The 16,497-nt window shown below is 62.5% G+C and carries 18 protein-coding genes and 1 pseudogene; 16 read left to right on the top strand and 3 right to left on the bottom strand.

Annotated elements, in window-relative coordinates:
• Positions 1-83 precede the first annotated feature (83 nt).
• The 4 genes from NKH98_RS10935 to NKH98_RS10920 all read left to right on the top strand — a co-directional run bounded on the left by NKH98_RS10935 (position 84) and on the right by NKH98_RS10920 (position 2,220).
• Positions 84-728, top strand: a complete 645-nt coding sequence (locus tag NKH98_RS10935; RefSeq protein WP_352898293.1) for an arylesterase — start codon at positions 84-86, stop codon at positions 726-728.
• Positions 729-865: 137 nt separating this feature from the next.
• The gene (gene thpR, locus NKH98_RS10930) at positions 866-1,462 is read left to right on the top strand and encodes an RNA 2',3'-cyclic phosphodiesterase (RefSeq protein ID WP_352898290.1); all 597 of its coding nucleotides are present in this window, start codon (positions 866-868) and stop codon (positions 1,460-1,462) included.
• A gap of 6 nt (positions 1,463-1,468) precedes the next feature.
• On the top strand, positions 1,469-1,765 hold the full coding sequence (locus NKH98_RS10925; protein WP_254817876.1) for a 4a-hydroxytetrahydrobiopterin dehydratase: 297 nt from the start codon (positions 1,469-1,471) through the stop codon (positions 1,763-1,765).
• A 92-nt stretch (positions 1,766-1,857) separates the two neighbouring features.
• The gene (locus tag NKH98_RS10920; RefSeq protein WP_352650233.1) at positions 1,858-2,220 is read left to right on the top strand and encodes a YkvA family protein; all 363 of its coding nucleotides are present in this window, start codon (positions 1,858-1,860) and stop codon (positions 2,218-2,220) included.
• A 40-nt stretch (positions 2,221-2,260) separates the two neighbouring features.
• Here NKH98_RS10920 and NKH98_RS10915 read toward each other — a convergent pair whose 3' ends face one another.
• Positions 2,261-2,869, bottom strand: a complete 609-nt coding sequence (locus NKH98_RS10915; protein WP_352898286.1) for a methyltransferase family protein — start codon at positions 2,867-2,869, stop codon at positions 2,261-2,263.
• Between the two features lie 363 nt (positions 2,870-3,232).
• Between NKH98_RS10915 and NKH98_RS10910 the strand changes: the two genes are divergently transcribed.
• From NKH98_RS10910 to NKH98_RS10900, 3 genes are all read left to right on the top strand, one after another.
• Positions 3,233-3,739 carry an invasion associated locus B family protein gene (locus NKH98_RS10910; protein WP_352802194.1) on the top strand — a complete coding sequence of 169 codons (507 nt, stop codon included), beginning with the start codon at positions 3,233-3,235 and terminating at the stop codon, positions 3,737-3,739.
• A 261-nt stretch (positions 3,740-4,000) separates the two neighbouring features.
• Positions 4,001-5,233, top strand: a complete 1,233-nt coding sequence (gene rlmN, locus NKH98_RS10905) for a dual-specificity RNA methyltransferase RlmN (protein ID WP_352898283.1) — start codon at positions 4,001-4,003, stop codon at positions 5,231-5,233.
• Positions 5,230-5,682 (top strand): hypothetical protein, encoded by a 453-nt coding sequence (locus tag NKH98_RS10900; RefSeq protein WP_352898281.1) that lies wholly within the window; start codon positions 5,230-5,232, stop codon positions 5,680-5,682. Before rlmN ends, NKH98_RS10900 begins: the two co-directional genes overlap by 4 nt.
• Before the next feature lie 46 nt (positions 5,683-5,728).
• Here NKH98_RS10900 and NKH98_RS10895 read toward each other — a convergent pair whose 3' ends face one another.
• Positions 5,729-6,370, bottom strand: coding sequence for a LysE family translocator (locus NKH98_RS10895; protein WP_352898279.1), 642 nt, complete (start codon positions 6,368-6,370; stop codon positions 5,729-5,731).
• A 168-nt stretch (positions 6,371-6,538) separates the two neighbouring features.
• On the opposite strand from NKH98_RS10895, the gene NKH98_RS10890 reads away from it, so the two are divergent.
• The 4 genes and pseudogenes from NKH98_RS10890 to NKH98_RS10875 all read left to right on the top strand — a co-directional run bounded on the left by NKH98_RS10890 (position 6,539) and on the right by NKH98_RS10875 (position 9,131).
• A complete protein-coding gene (locus NKH98_RS10890; RefSeq protein WP_352898277.1) occupies positions 6,539-7,762 on the top strand; it encodes an argininosuccinate synthase in 1,224 nt (407 codons plus the stop codon).
• Positions 7,763-7,923: 161 nt separating this feature from the next.
• Positions 7,924-8,244: a hypothetical protein gene (locus NKH98_RS10885; RefSeq protein ID WP_352898275.1), complete on the top strand. Its 321-nt coding sequence runs from the start codon at positions 7,924-7,926 to the stop codon at positions 8,242-8,244.
• 21 nt (positions 8,245-8,265) lie between these two features.
• Positions 8,266-8,660: pseudogene (locus tag NKH98_RS10880) on the top strand (argininosuccinate synthase); the annotation flags it as partial.
• Between the two features lie 174 nt (positions 8,661-8,834).
• Entirely contained in the window at positions 8,835-9,131 is a 297-nt protein-coding gene (locus NKH98_RS10875) for a hypothetical protein (RefSeq protein WP_352898273.1), read from the top strand.
• 124 nt (positions 9,132-9,255) lie between these two features.
• Here the strand turns inward: NKH98_RS10875 and NKH98_RS10870 are convergent, their stop codons facing one another.
• Complete coding sequence (locus tag NKH98_RS10870; protein WP_352898355.1) at positions 9,256-10,050, bottom strand: lytic murein transglycosylase; 795 nt, start codon at positions 10,048-10,050, stop codon at positions 9,256-9,258.
• Positions 10,051-10,235: 185 nt separating this feature from the next.
• Between NKH98_RS10870 and NKH98_RS10865 the strand changes: the two genes are divergently transcribed.
• The 5 genes from NKH98_RS10865 (at position 10,236) to ffh (ending at position 16,490) form a co-directional block, all read left to right on the top strand.
• Positions 10,236-11,483 (top strand): flavin monoamine oxidase family protein, encoded by a 1,248-nt coding sequence (locus NKH98_RS10865; RefSeq protein ID WP_352898272.1) that lies wholly within the window; start codon positions 10,236-10,238, stop codon positions 11,481-11,483.
• Positions 11,484-11,573: 90 nt separating this feature from the next.
• On the top strand, positions 11,574-12,668 hold the full coding sequence (locus tag NKH98_RS10860) for a zinc-binding metallopeptidase family protein (protein WP_352898271.1): 1,095 nt from the start codon (positions 11,574-11,576) through the stop codon (positions 12,666-12,668).
• Between the two features lie 63 nt (positions 12,669-12,731).
• Positions 12,732-13,334, top strand: coding sequence for a DUF1236 domain-containing protein (locus NKH98_RS10855; RefSeq protein ID WP_352898270.1), 603 nt, complete (start codon positions 12,732-12,734; stop codon positions 13,332-13,334).
• A 147-nt stretch (positions 13,335-13,481) separates the two neighbouring features.
• Positions 13,482-14,450: a CPBP family intramembrane glutamic endopeptidase gene (locus tag NKH98_RS10850; protein WP_352898267.1), complete on the top strand. Its 969-nt coding sequence runs from the start codon at positions 13,482-13,484 to the stop codon at positions 14,448-14,450.
• A gap of 411 nt (positions 14,451-14,861) precedes the next feature.
• A complete protein-coding gene (gene ffh / locus NKH98_RS10845) occupies positions 14,862-16,490 on the top strand; it encodes a signal recognition particle protein (RefSeq protein ID WP_254817889.1) in 1,629 nt (542 codons plus the stop codon).
• Positions 16,491-16,497: the final 7 nt, after the last annotated feature.

Genomic DNA, 16,497 nt, shown 5'->3' with positions numbered 1-16,497 from the left:
GAAGGCTAGAGCATCCGATGCTCGACAAAGATGAAAACCTGCCTTCGCCAACAGATGTTCCTGGTTCATATGGGGCCTGCCGCATGGCTTTCAAACACACCTTTGCCGCAGCCTTCGCCCTTTTCCTCGCCGTTTGCGGCGCCATTTCGTCGGCGAGCACCGAACCCTTCACCATTGTCGGTTTAGGCGACAGCTTGATGGCGGGTTATGGGCTCGGGCCAGGTCAGGGCTTCACCGAAAAGCTGCAGGCGGCGCTTCGCGCCAAGGGCTACGATGTCACGGTCGCCAATGCTGGCGTCTCCGGCGATACGACGAGCGGCGGCCTGTCACGGCTCGACTGGTCGGTGCCGGACGGAACGCAACTCGTCATCCTGGAACTCGGCGCCAACGACATGCTGCGCGGCGTTTCGCCCGCCATAGCGGAAAAAAACCTGGACGCCATGCTGGCAAAACTGAAGCAGCGCAAGATCGCCGTTTTGCTTGCCGGAATGCGCGCGGCGCCCAATCTCGGCGCCGACTACCAGAAGGCGTTCGACGCAATCTTTCCGCGACTGGCTGAAAAATACGGCGTGCCGCTCTATCCTTTCTTTCTCGAGGGCATCGCTGGTCAATCCGTCCTGCAGCTCGAGGACGGCCTTCATCCGAACGCCGGAGGCGTCGACCGCATCGTCGAGGGTATCCTGCCCGGTGTGGAGAAGGCCATTGCAACGGTGCGGGGTAATTCCTGAAGGCGAGGGTTCGCCGCCGCACCACATTCCGTGGGGGAAGCTTTTAGGCAGCCCTGCGACCAACAAACCGCTTGCCCCGTTCGAATATCGATGATTCGCTAGGGGCAAGAGTTCGATTCGAGGACAGGAGGCTTCCCATGCCGCGTCTTTTTACCGCCCTCGAAATACCGCGTGATGCCGCTCTTTCGCTGTCCCTGCTCAGGGGCGGCCTGCCCGGAGCCCGCTGGATCGACGTCGAGAACTATCATCTGACGCTGCGCTTCATCGGCGATGTCGAGGGCCATGTTGCCGACGAAATCGCCAACGCGCTCGACCGTGTTCACCGCTCCTCCTTCCCGCTGACGCTGTCCGGCGTCGGCGCCTTCGGCCAGAAGAAGCCGCATGCGGTGTGGGCCGGGGTCGCCGCTTCGCCCGATCTTTCCGCATTGCAGGCCGAGATCGACCGCATCTGCCAGCGGCTCGGCATCCCGGCCGACCCGCGCAAGTTCATGCCGCATGTGACGCTGGCCCGCCTGCGCAATTCGAGCCCGCTCGATGTCGCCCAGTACCTGTCGGCACGCGGCAATTTTTCGACGCTGCCGTTCCGGGTCGGCCGCTTCGTGCTGATGTCGTCGCGCGATTCGGTCGGCGGCGGGCCTTACGTCGTCGAGGAGGCCTGGCCGCTTTCAGGTGCCGACAACCGCGTCGCCAGCCGTTTGGTCGGCGCCGCTGACGCTTCGCGGATCATGCGGTAGGCGGATATGGCCAGGGAGAAACTAGCAAAAGAGGCGATCCGCGCCGAACTTGCCGGCCTGGAAGGCTGGTCGCTGGCCAAGGATGGCGGCTCGATCACCCGCACCTTTACCTTCAAGAATTTCTCCGAAGCCTTTGCCTTCATGACCCGCGTCGCCCTGGCGGCGGAAAAGATGGACCACCATCCCGACTGGTCGAACGTCTACAAGACGGTAAACGTGACCCTCAACACGCACGACGCCGGCGGCCTGACGGCGCTGGATTTCGATCTGGCCAGGAAGATGAACCGCTATTTCGGCGGCTGAGCCTAGCTGCACCTTGCAGCGAGGTTCGGCTTTCACCACATTTTGCCTCGTGGTCATGCGTGAAGTCACGCGACGGCCGCACGGAGAGATTGATGGTGCAAAAATCCGGTTTTGATTTCTTCGGCCTCGGCAGCAAGCCGGGCAACGAGAGTGAAGTGCGCGACAAGTTCTGGCGTACGGCGAAGAAAGCCGCCCGGCATATCCCGTTTATGGAAGAGGTGGTCGCCGCCTATTACTGCGCCATGGACAAGAAGACGCCGCTTCGCGCCAAGGGCACATTGCTGGCTGCGCTCGGCTATTTCGTGCTGCCGACGGACGTCATCCCCGATTTCATGGTTGGGCTTGGCTTCACCGACGACATCGCCGTGCTGACCGCCGCGATCACAACCGTCAGCGCCCACATCACGCCCGCGCACCGGCTCGCCGCCAAACAGGCCATCGCCGACAAGAGCTGAGCCGGCACGGCGCAAAAAATCGCGCGAGACTTTCCGGCCGTCAAACCCACCGCCGCACCCGCGCCTTGTAGGCGCGATAGGCATCTCCGAACTTCCGCTCAAGGTAGCGCTCTTCCGGCGCGATGACGCCGGTATTGATCACCCACAGCAGGGGGATGACGAGCGCGATAGCCCAAAGACTTCCGGCGGCGACGCCGAGGCCCAGATAGATGAGGGTCGCTCCCAGATACAAGGGGTTTCTGGTCCGCCGATAGATACCGTCGACGACCAGCGCCGTCGTTGGCAAGGTCGGTGGTATGTTGGTGCCAGCGGCCTGAAAGCGGCCCGCCGCCATAAAGAGGAACACGAAGCCGCACACCGCGAGCACGGCGCCGGCCAGATAGCGGGCGAGCGCCTGCCCGGCCATGACCGGGAGCGGCGCGAGCACCTCGAGCACGGTTGCCGCCGCCAGGAAGCCGAGGAAAATCAAAGGCGGTAGCGCAATGACCCCGGGTACGTCGGACGCGCCCGATCCGCCCGCCGCCTCTCCGCCATGCGACCGGGGCACCGCGCCGCTAGCCGCCGCGCGGACGGCGACACGAATGCCAAACACGATCGCCAGGACGACTGTGCCGCCCGCGAGGATCAGGACTGTCTCGGAAATGGCCATGGCCAAATCTCCCGTAAGCCGCCAAGGAGGGCACCTTGGCCGAGTGCCGTGGCGACGAACGCAGACATGGTACCGCCTGCAGGGAAATTCGTCACGTACCTCAAGAAAAGCGGGAATCGCCGCGAAACCTAGCTGCTTGAAAAGTCAAACTCTTGCCGTTTTCGTGGCCTCCAAGTCGCGGCAGGGACAGTGCGCCAGCCGCTTTTTTCGAGCGGCAGCGCGAAGACGGCGGCGGTTTCCTGGCGTGAACATCCTTTTCTCAGGGGAAATTCACCGTTTGGTAACCCAGATTAAATCAAAATGAAGCGACGGGCAGGACGCCGGGCCGGCCTGCCGCCGCACCAGTGGAATACGGGAAAAGCGATGCGCGGATTGATTGCTATAGTTTCCAGCCTGGCCCTGGTGGCCTTGACGGCGCCCGCGCTGGCGCAGTCGGCAACCAAGATCGGCCAGCATAATGCCTGGGGCACCTACAGTTATCAGGCGTCGGGCGGCGGCAAGGTCTGCTATGTCCTGACGGTGCCAACCGACAAACAGCCGCCGACGCTCGATCACGGCGACATGTTCTTCTTCGTCAGCCAGCGGCCGGGGCAGCAGGTGTCCTACGAGCCGCAATTCATCGCCGGCTACGCCTTCCAGGAAGGTTCCAAGGCCACCGTCACTATCGACAAGAAGTCTTTTTCGATGTTCACGCGCGGCAAGTCGGCCTGGGTCGAGAACGCCGCCGAGGAGCCGGTGCTGATCGCCGCGATGAAGACCGGCACCGACATGAAGGTGTCGGCCAAGTCCGGCCGCGGCAACACCACCACCTACGTCTTCTCGCTGAAGGGCATCTCGGCGGCGCTGGCCTCGATCGCCAAGTGCAAGTAGGCGGTTAGGCGCGGTCTTCCCTTCCCTCCTTGTGAGAGAAGGTGGATCGGTGCGCAGCGCCGAGACGGAAGAGGGGTGTTGGACGGAACGCGGTCGGCGCCAAGCTGGAACACCCCCGACCGAGCTACGCTCGGGCCACCTTCTCCCAGGGGAGAAGGAAAGACCACCTGCATGACTCCGCCGCTAACCTGTGCTATGCGCCGCGCTTCATTTCGGGCACGATGCTGTATTCGGCCGCAAATCGCTTATATTGGCGCAACAATGACCCTTTCATTCGATCTCACCACTGAGGGCGCGCGTGACGCGTTGCGCACCCGCACGACGCCTGAAAAGCCGTCGCTGATCGGCTTGACGCGCGCCGAACTCGGGGCCGCCCTCGTCGCCGCCGGCATCGTGCCGGAGCGCCAGGCGAAAATGCGCGCCCAACAGCTCTGGCATTGGATCTATGTGCGCGGCGTTTCCGACTTTGCCGGCATGTTCAACATCTCCAAGGATCTGCGCGCCGCCCTCGACACGCATTTCACCGTTGCCAGGCCCGAGATCGTCGAGGAGCAGATTTCCTCCGACGGCACGCGCAAATGGCTGTTCCGCTTTCCACCGCGCGGCGCCGGCCGGCCGGTCGAGATCGAGACCGTCTACATTCCCGAAGAAGGCCGCGGCACGCTCTGCATCTCTTCGCAGGTCGGCTGCACCCTGACCTGCTCCTTCTGCCACACCGGCACGCAGAAGCTGGTGCGCAACCTGACCGCCGAGGAAATCCTCGCCCAGCTTTTGACCGCCCGCGACCGGCTCGGCGATTTCCCCGACCGCGACACACCCGACGGCGCCATCGTGCCGGCGGAGGGCCGGAAGGTGTCCAACATCGTCATGATGGGCATGGGCGAGCCGCTCTATAATTTCGAGGCGGTGAAGAAGGCGCTGCTGATCGCATCCGACGGCGACGGGCTTTCCCTGTCGAAGAGGCGCATCACGCTCTCGACATCGGGTGTCGTGCCCGAGATCTTCCGCACCGGCGAGGAGATCGGTGTGATGCTGGCGATCTCGCTGCACGCCACCAATGACGATCTGCGCGACCTTTTGGTGCCGATCAACAAGAAGTATCCGCTCAACGAGCTGATCGCTGCCTGCCGGGCCTATCCCGGCCTGTCCAACGCCAAGCGGATCACCTTCGAATATGTGATGCTGAAGGACGTCAACGATTCGATCGAGGACGCCAAGGGGCTGGTCAAGTTGCTCAAGGGCATCCCAGCCAAGATCAATCTGATTCCGTTCAATCCGTGGCCGGGCACCAACTACCAGTGCTCGGACTGGGAGACGATCGAGAAATTCGCCGACTACATCAACAATGCCGGCTATGCTTCGCCGATCCGCACGCCGCGCGGCCGCGATATTCTCGCCGCCTGCGGCCAGCTCAAGTCGGACTCCGAGCGCATGCGCAAGGTCGACCGGCTGGCGCTGGAAGCGATGATGATCGCGGGGCATGGCGAGGTGTGAACCGCATCGTCGCCTATCTGATCCGCTTCGCCGTCATCCTTGTCGGCTATGGCGTTGCCTCGCTGGCGGCAAGCGCCTTCCTTAACATCATGTTCCTGGCGTCTCTTGGGCTGATAACGGATGAGACGCAACCGGCGGCGCAGGCATCGCTGTGGTTTTCAATCCCCTTCGTCGGGCTGTTCGTCGCCTATTTCGCTTTCATGCCGGCGGCGATCGCCATCCTGGTTTCCGAGATCCTTGGCCGGCGGGACTGGCTGTTCTATGCACTGGCGGGCGCGGCGGTGGCGGCGGTCTTCCTCGGCTTCGTCCACCAGACGGCCGATGCCAATTTCGAGGTTACCAACACAAGCGTCATGCTGGCGGTGATCGGCTGCGGTATGGTCGGCGGTATTTTCTACTGGCTGAGCGCCGGGCGCTCGGCCGGAAGCTGGCGCCAGATCAGCGCATGACCCCGAACCAAAGGTTCGGAAAGGATCATGCGCAAAATGAAAGTACCTATTTCGCCTGGGCGGTCAGGATCTTGAGCGCGAAGGCCGAAAAAACTCCGGCAAATAGATAGTCGACGACGCGGGTCACACGCGGGCTGGATTTCATCGCGGCCGAGAATTTTTCCGCCGCCAGCACCATCGGCGCCGTCACCGGGATCGCCAGCACGACGAACATCGCGCCGAGGAAGAACAGCTTTCCCGGCGCATTGGGGTCATGGGCGGAGACAAATTGCGGCAGGAAGGTCATGAAGAACAGGATGATCTTCGGGTTGAGCAGGTTGACCCCGAGCCCCGCGGCCCAGCTGCGGAACAGCGAGATCTGCGGCCCGCTCTTCTTCTCCGGTGAAAACGCCGACCCTTTTGTGATCGCCTGCCATGCCAGGAAGACCAGATAGCCGGCGCCGAAAATCTTCAGCACGAAGAACGCCATCGGCGAGGCGACGATCAGCGCCGAGACGCCGACCACCACCAGCGTGGTGTGAATCAGTGTGCCGCACAAGGCGCCGGCCATCGAGGCAAAGCCGGTGGCACGGCCCTGGCTCAGCGTGCGCGAGACGAACAGCGTCATGTCAGGCCCGGGCGTGATCGCCAGGATGAAGGTGGCGATGGCGAACTGGATAAGCGTCGTACTGTCGGGGATGAAGGACATGGCTCGTCTCGTAGCGGCAAAAGACGGCGCAGCCATAGCGCAGGACCCGTGTGCTCGCCAGCCTCTGAGCGATACAGCATCTGGTCCAGGCATCGTTCGTCCCTTGCGCTGGCCTAAAACGCCGTGATACCTCGCCCGCGAAGAACCCCTGTCGCGGAACTGCCCACCATGTCGAAAGCAAAAGCCGTCAAGAAAGTCGTGCTCGCCTATTCCGGCGGCCTCGATACCTCGATCATCCTGAAATGGCTGCAGACCGAGCTCGGCGCCGAGGTCGTCACCTTCACCGCCGATCTCGGCCAGGGTGGCGAACTGGAGCCGGCTAGGCGCAAGGCCGAGATGATGGGCATCAAGGACATCCGCATCGTAGATGTCCGCGAGGAGTTCGTATCCGATTTCGTCTTCCCGATGTTCCGCGCCAACGCCGTCTATGAAGGCAGCTATCTGCTCGGCACCTCGATCGCCCGGCCGCTGATCTCGAAACATCTTGTCGAGATCGCCAGGGAGACCGGCGCCGACGCGATCGCGCATGGGGCCACCGGCAAGGGTAACGATCAGGTGCGTTTCGAGCTTTCCGCCTATGCGTTGAACCCCGACATCAAGGTCATCGCACCCTGGCGCGACTGGTCGTTCAAGTCGCGCACCGACCTGATCAACTTCGCCGAGCAGCACCAGATCCCGGTGCCGAAGGACAAGAAGGGCGATGCGCCGTTCTCGGTCGACGCCAACCTTCTGCACTCCTCCTCCGAGGGCAAGGTGCTAGAGGACCCGTGGAGCGAGCCGCCGGAATTCGTCCACCAGCGCACCATCTCGCCGATGGATGCGCCCGATGAGGTCACCGAGATCGAGATCGAATTCCTCAAGGGCGACCCGGTTGCGCTCGACGGCAAGAAACTGTCGCCGGCGACGATGCTGGCGGCGCTCAATGATCTCGGCCGCGACAACGGCATTGGCAGGCTAGATCTGGTCGAGAACCGTTTCGTCGGCATGAAATCGCGCGGCGTCTACGAGACCCCCGGCGGCACCATCCTGATATCGGCCCACCGGGCGATCGAATCGATCACGCTCGACCGCGGAGCCGCCCATCTCAAGGACGAGTTCATGCCGCGCTATGCCGAGCTGATCTATAACGGGTTCTGGTTCGCGCCCGAGCGGCTGATGCTGCAGGCGATGATCGACAAGAGCCAGGAAGATGTCGAAGGCACGGTGCGGCTGAAGCTCTACAAGGGCAACGTCATCGTCACCGGCCGCAAGTCGAAGAAGACGCTCTATTCCGATGCGCTGGTCACCTTCGAGGACGATCGCGGCGCCTACGACCAGAAGGACGCCGAAGGTTTTATCCGCCTCAACGCGCTCAGGCTGCGCACGCTGGCGGCGCGTAGTCGTAAGGGCTGATGTTCCAACACACCTAATGCTTAGACGAGTTAGGAATCCGGTGAAGACGCCGGTCTTATTTAGTGTCTCTAATATAATCGAGACCACGCGCTCTTGCCGCTTGCTGTTTGACCTTTTCCACGGTTTAACCTTACTTGTCTTGCGGGTCGGAGCTTTGAAAAGTGAAAAACAGAATTTTTCTTCTGCTTGCGGCGGTGGCCGTCTTTACCGGGTGTCAATCCACACAAGCCCCGTCGGAGCAAACATCCAAATTCCGGACCTGCAAAAGTTTTGACGGCCCCTTCCAGATTCCCGCTTCCCAGCAATGCCCGTTGAGCGGCTACGCGCAGGGTTCCGGAGTCCCGGTGGTCATCGAGAGCAAGCCAAAGGCGGCTACCCCGGCGCCGTGGACGCTCAAGTTCCGTACCTGCAGCGGCGTTGACGGCACCTTCCAGGTTCCCATTTCCCAGAAATGCCCATTGAGCGGCTACGCGCATTATTGAGAGTGATGTGCCCAGGCGCTCAACCGTTTCGTCGGCACGAAGTCGCGCGGCGTCTACGAGACCCCGGCGGCACCATCTTGATATCAGCCCACCGGGCGATTCGAATCGATCCCGCTGGACCGGGGTGCCGCCCACCTCATGCCGCGCTACGCCGAGCTGATCTATAACGGCTTCTGGTTCGCGGTCGAGCGAACTGATACCGCAGGCGATGATCGATAAGAGCCAGGAAGACGTCGAAGGCACGGTGCGGCTGAAGCTCCACAAGGGCAACGTGATTGTCACCGGCCGCAAGTCGGAGAAGACGCGCTGGTCACCTTCGAGGGCGGCCGCGGCGCCTACAGAAGGACGCCGAAGGTTTTATCCGCCTCAACGCGCTGAGATTGCCGGCGTTGGTGGCGCGCAATCGTAACGGCTGAGTATATGTCGGACATAACCGGATTCGCTGGATATATGTGAATACGATTCTAATGTAGTTTCCGCTAACTATAGCAGCCAAGTTATAGCAGCCCAAGCCTTTTCTGCTTGACCTCCCGGTCGGATTATCGAATTGTCGTTTCGGGCACTGGGGGATTAACATGAGAATTAGCTTTTTGGCTCTGTCGGCGATGATCGTTGCGTTGGCCGGTTGCCAGACCGGACAAGATCCTGCGACGACGACGGGTCCCGAGGCAGCATTCGACCGATGCGTGAGCAAGATGGCGATAACAAACGTCTCTGCCAAGCAGGAAATCGCTGCTTTCATGGGCGTTTCAATGGAACGCATGCCGGCTCTCTTTTGTCGACGGCTGGTCAATGCAGCAGTCAGCGGCCGAATCACCTTCTCCGACATCAACAGCCTTCAGCTCAATCAATCCACCGACATCTGGAAAGTCATCAAGGGCAGGTGACCAACCGGACGTAGGCTGCCACAACGTTTGTTTCCGGCAGAACGATCAATCTGGCCGCGAAATGCTCTGGAGATCGAGCAAAGCCCGGCGCGTGGCCGGGCTTTCTCTCGAACAGAGAATTCTATCAATCGGCATCGATCGCGTCGGCGATCTGGGCGATGGCCTGTTGGTATACGCTCGCGGAATTCCAGCCGGCAATTGCACCGATATTCGCCTGCGCGCTGGCGCCCGGTCGCCAACCATGACTCTTGAGGAAGTTGGCGGTAGAAGCCAACGCAGTGGCCTTGTCGCGCAGGTTTTTGTTGCCTACGCCATATGTCAAAACATTTCCGGGCAGGAACTGCGTGTGACCAATCTCGCCATGCGCGGCACCGACCGACGAGGCGCTCAACGCTCCGCGATCAACCAGCTTCAGGGCCGCAATGGCATGCGGGTAGAAGAACTCCGGACGGCGGCAGTCATAAGCGAGCGTTAAAATGGCGGAGACCGTATTCTGGTTGCCCATGGCGGAACCGAAGCCGGTTTCCATGCCCCAGATGGCGAGCAACACGCCCGGCGACACGCCGTAATTCTGTTCGATCTTGTCGAACAGCGCAGCATTGGCCTTCTTCAGCGCACGGCCCCTGGCAATGATCGCGGACGCGCCACGGCGCTTCATGAAGGCTTCCACCGAGCCGCTGAAAGCCTTATGGATGGCGCGGTCGACGGAGATCGTCTTTGTCGCGTAGGTTGCGCGAGCCAGAGCGGCCAGACCCTTCGAGCCGACGCCGTCGGCCTTGGCCTCCGCGGCGAACTCCGGTTTCCACGCCTCGAAGCCGGCGCCGCTCTTGCCACAGCTGGCCGCCTGCGCGCCCGTCGCCAGCGCAAGCACCGCCACCACCGTGGCCACTACAAACATCTTCTTGGCAAGAAATGCCATGCTGCTCTCCTGGTTGCCTGAATCACGTTCCCAATTGCGAACTTGCCTGCGAAACACCTGCTTGTCACTGCTCCGGCGCCACGCCGATGCACTCAATACAGCAGGAACCTCAAATCCACCACACTGGCGGACGCCCGGGAATTTGCCTACGATCAAGTAATTATTGTGGCGGGGGCAGAATAAGCATGGAAGACGTTGATGTCGTGATCATCGGCGCCGGTTCAGCCGGGCTTTCGGCTGCCAAGACCCTGCGCGCTGCCGGTTTTTCCTTCAAATTGTTGGAAGCGATGAACCGCATTGGCGGCCGCGCCTGGACCTGCGATCAGCATTTCGGCGTGCCGTTCGACATCGGCTGCGCCTGGCTGCATGCCGCGGACCGCAATCCCTATTTTCCCGAGGCGAAAGCCGCTGCCTGGACGCTTCATCACCACGACATGAATGTCGACCATCTCTATCACCGCGAGCGAAAGGCAAGCGAAGCCGAGGAGGCGGCGATGAAGGTGGCCGACGCAAGGCTGTTCGAACTGGTGGCGGCACATCAGGTGAGGGAAGGCGACGACGACCGTCTTTCGGCATTGCTCGCCAAGGGACACGCGCCGCGCGCCGCCGCAACCTTCGCCGGGCCGATGGATTTCGGCGCCGACGAGGACGAGATATCGATCCGCGACTTTCAGGCCGCCGCCGATCTCGATCCGAACTATTTCACCAGGGAAGGCTTCGGTACGCTGGTTGCGCGCTTCGGGGCCGATGTGCCGGTGGAACTGGCGACACCGGTGCGCAAGATCGTCTGGGATGGGCCGGGCGTAGCCTGCGTCACCGATCGCGGTACCATCCGCGCCAAGGCGGTTATCGTCACCGCCTCGCCGGCAGTGCTCGCCTTCGAGGAGATTGCGTTCTCGCCTGCACTCCCCGATGCGCATTTCGGCGCCTTCTTCGACCTGCCGATGGGCATGCTGACCAAGCTGCCGGTCGAAATATCCGGTACAAGGCTCGGCCTGGAGCCGTTCGACGATTTGCTGATCGAGCGGTTGGCCCGGCACGAAATCTACTTCCTCTGCTTTCCCTTCGACCTCGATTTGATGGTCGGTTTCGTCGGCGGCGATTTCGCCTGGGAGATGTCGGCGGCGGGCGAGGCGGCCGGCATCGACTTCGTCGTCGACCGGCTCTGCGGCATCTTCGGCGGCGACATGCGGAAGCATGTCGGACGCGCAATGATGACCAATTGGGGCGCTGAGCGGTTCGTGCGCGGCGCCTATGCGGCGGCGCGGCCCGGCCGCTCGCAAGCGCGCGCCACGCTGATGCAGCCGGTGGCGGAAAAGATCTTCTTCGCCGGCGAGCATTTGGCCGGTCCGCTGATGCAGACCTGCGGCGGCGCCAGGCTATCGGGCGCGGCAGTGGCCAAGGAGGTCGTCGCCCAGCTTGCGGCAAAATAGCGTCGGCCGGCAGGAACGTGGGCAGCTGACAGGCGTTTGGCGTTCTCCTGCTCGTATTGTCCTTCGCATTTCGAATGATTTGAGACGCCAATGAAGCTTTTCGATTGCCCGCATTGCGGCCATCGTCTCTATTTCGAGAACGCGCAATGCCTGAACTGCGCCAGCCTCGTGCTCTACGATCCCGAGCATGCGTGCTTCGCGCTGTCCGGCGGCGACGTCTTCCATTGCACCAATGCCGACGAATGCGCCTGCAACTGGATGGCGGAGCCCGGCCACGCCTTCTGCCGCGCCTGTTCGCTGAACCAGCTGATCCCGGATCTGTCGGTCGACGGCAACCGCCGCCGCTGGATCCGTGTCGAGGCGGCAAAGAAGCGTGCCGTGTATTCGCTGCTCGCCTTCGGCCTGCCAGTCGCACCCAAGCAGAATCCCGGCGACGAGATCGGCCTCGCTTTCGATTTTCTTGCCGATCCGATCGGCGGCGGTCCCGGCGGCGAGCGTATCTTGACCGGCCACGACAACGGCCGGATCACGCTCAACGTCGCCGAGGCGGATTCGGCAGAGCGCGAGCGACGGCGCGTCGAGATGGGCGAGAACTACCGCACGCTGCTCGGCCATTTCCGCCATGAACTCGGCCATTATTACTGGGACCGCCTGATCCGCGACGATCCGCAAAGGCTTGCCGGTTTTCGCGCTTTGTTCGGCGACGAGCGCGCCGATTACGAACAGGCGCTGAAGACCTATTATGCCGATGGCGCGCCGCCCGACTGGCAGCAGCGCCATATCTCGGCCTATGCGACGTCGCACCCATGGGAGGACTGGGCCGAGACATGGGCGCATCACATGCACATCACCGACACGCTGGAGATGGTGCATGCCCTGAATTTCCCGCTCGGCCGGTTGGAGACCGTTGAAGCCAACGAGCTGCCGCGCGCCGATACCGGCGGCAAGTTGCAGCCGGCACCATCGGAACCCGCCGCCAGGCCAGAGCCTTTCGAAAGGATTCTCGAGCGCTGGCTGGTGCTGTCGGAGGCGTCCAACTCGATCAACCGCTGCATGGGCCTGCCCGATCTCTATCCGTTCGTCATCTCGGACGTGGCGGCGCAAAAACTTGCTTTTGTTCACGAGCTTTTGACCGACCTGCCGAAAACGACTGGAACAAATCGTGAGCCGGCCGAAGCCTTTTAGCCGGAACGCATGCGGCTTTGCTTCGTTTTCCGTGCCAAGGGACTGTGAAACGGAGAGAAAACCATGAAACGCATATTGTTTCCGGCGGTGGCCGGAGCGCTCATAGCGATGTCGGGCTCTGCTTTGGCCGACACCGCCGTCTCGGCCATTACCGATCTCAATGTACGCGCCGGCCCCGGCCCGCAATATCCGGTCATCGGTGTGCTCGCGGCCGGCCAGTCCGCGACGCTCGACGGCTGCATCGCCAATAGCAAATGGTGCACCATCGCCGAGGCCAACGGCCAGGGCTGGGTCTATTCCGACTATGTGACGGCCGATTTCGGCGGCAGCCGTGTGGTCCTGACACAGCGTCCGGCCAGCGCCGACATTGCCATCGTCACGCCGCCGGCCGATAGCGCCGAATATTCCGACACCTATACCGGAGCGATCGTTGCCGGCGAGGCGATCGAGCCCATCCGGAGACCGCCGGCCGAGATCCGGACCTATGTCCGTACGCATCGGCTCGATCCGGTCTATCTCGAGGGTGAGGTGGTTACCGGCGCGACGTTGCCTGACACCGTCGAGCTGCGCGAGATTCCGGACTATGATTACCGCTATGTCTATGTGAACGGCCAGCCGGCACTGGTCGATCCAGGCACCAGGCGCATCATGTACATCGAGCGCTGACAATACAAACAGGGCGGTCGCCCTATAGCGGCGGCCGCTCGCACTGCCGACATTGCCACACGCCGGTACTGCGGCTGCAATACCGGTTTCCACATTGCGGCCGATGTTCTAGACCTTGCGAGCCGAAGCACCAGCCAGCGAGCCCGCGTGACGATCGACCCAACCGCCTTCCAACAGTACCGGCACACCACCAACAACAAGACCACTTTGCCGCGGCTTCTGCTTGGAGCGGTGGTCGTCATCCTGTTCTGGCTCGGAACCACTGCCGCCGTGCTGTTCGGCGGCACATATGCCTTTGCCGTTTGGCAGGCGTCATCTGGCACCGCCTCGCCAGGTGGAGGAGCGGTGCAGGATTTCATGGCCTCTCCTGCGGGCATCCTCGCGGCGCTGGCTTCATTTGCCGGAATCTGGCTCGGCCTTTGGGCTGCAATGCGCTGGATCCATCGCGAGAAGCTGACCGCTCTGATTGGCGTCAGCCGGCGCATTTCTTGGGCGGGGTTCCTGAAAGGGTTGACCGCGGTGCTGATCACCTCGCTGCTTTCCGAGATCCTGCTTTATGGTTTGCAGCCCGACATCGCGCGCGGCGCGATCGGCCTGTCCGCGTGGCTTTTGTTCCTGATCCCGATTGCCGCCCTGACCTTTCTGCAGACCTCGTCGGAGGAGATGCTTTTTCGCGGTTATCTGCTCAGGAGCCTGGCGAGCCGGTTCCAGAACCCTTTCATCTGGGCGCTGCTGCCGGGATTGCTGTTCACCGCCCTGCACTGGAGCCCCGGTTCGAGCGCCGCCATCAATGCCTGCGTGCTGGCCTCGATCGCCGCCTTTGCGCTGTTGCTGACCCTTCTGGTCTATGCGACCGGCAATCTCGGTGCCGGCTTCGGCGCCCATCTCGGCAACAATCTGACCGGTTTCCTGCTGATTTCGCACCAGCAAAGCTATAATTCCTTCGCCCTGTTCAACGCCAAGCCGCTCGAATCCGCCGGCTGGACGACTTTAGACGCCGTCCTCATCGCTGTGATCGGCATCGTCAGCAGCCTGTTGACTGTTCTGTTGCTTTTGCATCCGCGCTCACCGCTGAAGGTCGAGCCGGATATGCCGCTCGCCGGCGGCGTGCGCTGATGCACCTTGCCTGGCCGCCCCAAGCATATTTGGCGCAAAGCCCGACCAAAGCTTGACTCTGCGGCCGATTTCCTATCTACACGCCGCGAAATCCGCGACGAGTATTCCTCCGAGCAAACCGACCGGGACGCCGAAACCTCTTTGAGGTGAAGTGCTGTAAATCGATCCCGGAGGCCAACACCCGGCAGCGCTGTGCGCCCCCGGGTGCTTTTTGGCTTTGGGCTTTTGCCCGGACCGGCTTTTGCTTGGACAGTTGGCGCGAACGCATTACCTCTCGGGCATCATCCGGGTGCCAGGGAAAAGGAAAAAGAATGTTTGAATCGCTACAGGAACGCACAAGAGGCGTGGAGGGCCATCGGCCCGACAGGGATCAAAATCCATCCAAGGCGCTGTCGTGCGGTGGGTTGACCAATGTTTGAGTCCCTGCAAGAGCGCCTTGGTTCGATCCTGAACGGCCTCACCGGCCGCGGCGCCTTGTCGGAGGCTGATGTCTCGGCGGCGCTGCGCGAGGTGCGCCGTGCGTTGCTCGAGGCCGACGTGGCCCTGGAAGTGGTGCGTTCCTTCACCGACAAGGTGCGCGAGAAGGCCGTCGGCGCCGCCGTGGTCAAGTCGATCAAGCCCGGCCAGATGGTCGTCAAGATCGTCCATGACGAATTGGTCGAGATGCTCGGCGCCGAGGGCGTCGCCATCGATCTCAATGCACCCGCTCCGGTCGTCATCATGATGGTCGGCTTGCAGGGTTCCGGCAAGACGACGACCTCGGCCAAGATCGCCAGGCGCCTCACCGACCGTCAAAACAAGAAGGTTTTGATGGCCTCGCTCGACACGCGGCGTCCCGCCGCGCAAGAGCAGCTCCGCCAGCTCGGCGAGCAGGTCAAGGTCGCCACATTGCCGATCGTCGCCGGCCAGACGCCGGTCGATATCGCCCGCCGCGCCGTGCAGGCGGCCAAGCTCGGCGGCCATGACGTCGTCATCCTCGACACTGCCGGCCGCACGCATATAGACGAGCCGCTGATGGTCGAGATGGCCGACATCAAGAAGATGTCGTCGCCGCACGAGATCCTGCTGGTTGCCGATTCGCTGACCGGCCAGGACGCCGTCAATCTGGCAAAAAGCTTCGACGAGCGCGTCGGCATCACCGGCCTCGTGCTGACCCGTATGGACGGCGACGGCCGCGGTGGTGCGGCGCTCTCGATGCGCGCCGTTACCGGCAAGCCGATCAAGCTGATCGGCACCGGCGAAAAAATGGACGCGCTGGAGGAATTCCATCCCAAGCGTATCGCCGACCGCATCCTCGGCATGGGCGACATCGTCAGCCTCGTCGAAAAGGCGGCCGAGAACATCGACGCCGAACAGGCGGCGGCGATGGCCAGGAAGATGCAGTCGGGCAAGTTCGACCTGAACGACCTCGCCGGCCAGCTTCAGCAAATGTCGAAAATGGGCGGCATGGGAGGCATCATGGGGATGATGCCCGGTATGGGCAAGATGAAGGATCAGATGGCCGCCGCCGGTCTCGACGACAAGATGTTCGGCCGCCAGCTCGCCATCATCTCGTCGATGACCAAGGCGGAGCGCGCCAACCCCGATATTCTGAAGCACTCGCGCAAGAAGCGCATCGCCGCCGGCTCGGGTACCGACGCGGCCGAAATCAACAAACTGTTGAAGATGCATCGCGGCATGGCCGACATGATGAAGGCGATGGGCGGCAAGGGCAAAGGCGGCGGCCTGATGCGCGGCATGATGGGCGGCCTCGCTTCCAAGATGGGGCTCGGCGGCATGATGCCTGGCGGCCCAGGCGGTCCCGGAGGCGGCATGATGGGCGGCGGCATGCCGGATCTCTCCAAGATGGACCCCAAGCAGCTCGAAGCCTTGCAGAAGCAGGCGCAGGCGGCCGGGCTCGGCGGCATGAAGGGCCTGCCCGGTGGTCTTCCCGGTGGCGGTGGCCTGCCTGGGCTGCCCGGCGGGATGAAACTTCCCGGCCTGCCGGGTGGTGGCGGGCTGCCAATGCTTGGCAAGAATGGCCTCGGCAAGAAGAAGTGAGAGCGCC

The organism is Mesorhizobium sp. M0833, assembly GCF_040319905.1.
Taxonomy (GTDB): Bacteria; Pseudomonadota; Alphaproteobacteria; order Rhizobiales; family Rhizobiaceae; genus Mesorhizobium.
Note: the sequence above shows the minus strand (reverse complement) of the source record. Positions and strands in the feature narration are given on the sequence as shown.

Excerpts from the sequence above, each read along its gene's own strand:
- NKH98_RS10855 (WP_352898270.1), top strand. The coding sequence starts at position 12,732 with ATGAAACGCATATTGTTTCCGGCGGTGGCCGGAGCGCTCATAGCGATG.
- NKH98_RS10925 (WP_254817876.1), top strand. The coding sequence starts at position 1,469 with ATGGCCAGGGAGAAACTAGCAAAAGAGGCGATCCGCGCCGAACTTGCC.
- ffh (WP_254817889.1), top strand. The coding sequence starts at position 14,862 with ATGTTTGAGTCCCTGCAAGAGCGCCTTGGTTCGATCCTGAACGGCCTC.
- NKH98_RS10915 (WP_352898286.1), bottom strand. The coding sequence starts at position 2,869 with ATGGCCATTTCCGAGACAGTCCTGATCCTCGCGGGCGGCACAGTCGTC.
- NKH98_RS10935 (WP_352898293.1), top strand. The coding sequence starts at position 84 with ATGGCTTTCAAACACACCTTTGCCGCAGCCTTCGCCCTTTTCCTCGCC.
- thpR (WP_352898290.1), top strand. The coding sequence starts at position 866 with ATGCCGCGTCTTTTTACCGCCCTCGAAATACCGCGTGATGCCGCTCTT.
- NKH98_RS10920 (WP_352650233.1), top strand. The coding sequence starts at position 1,858 with ATGGTGCAAAAATCCGGTTTTGATTTCTTCGGCCTCGGCAGCAAGCCG.
- NKH98_RS10870 (WP_352898355.1), bottom strand. The coding sequence starts at position 10,050 with ATGGCATTTCTTGCCAAGAAGATGTTTGTAGTGGCCACGGTGGTGGCG.
- rlmN (WP_352898283.1), top strand. The coding sequence starts at position 4,001 with ATGACCCTTTCATTCGATCTCACCACTGAGGGCGCGCGTGACGCGTTG.
- NKH98_RS10865 (WP_352898272.1), top strand. The coding sequence starts at position 10,236 with ATGGAAGACGTTGATGTCGTGATCATCGGCGCCGGTTCAGCCGGGCTT.
- NKH98_RS10910 (WP_352802194.1), top strand. The coding sequence starts at position 3,233 with ATGCGCGGATTGATTGCTATAGTTTCCAGCCTGGCCCTGGTGGCCTTG.
- NKH98_RS10895 (WP_352898279.1), bottom strand. The coding sequence starts at position 6,370 with ATGTCCTTCATCCCCGACAGTACGACGCTTATCCAGTTCGCCATCGCC.
- NKH98_RS10860 (WP_352898271.1), top strand. The coding sequence starts at position 11,574 with ATGAAGCTTTTCGATTGCCCGCATTGCGGCCATCGTCTCTATTTCGAG.
- NKH98_RS10890 (WP_352898277.1), top strand. The coding sequence starts at position 6,539 with ATGTCGAAAGCAAAAGCCGTCAAGAAAGTCGTGCTCGCCTATTCCGGC.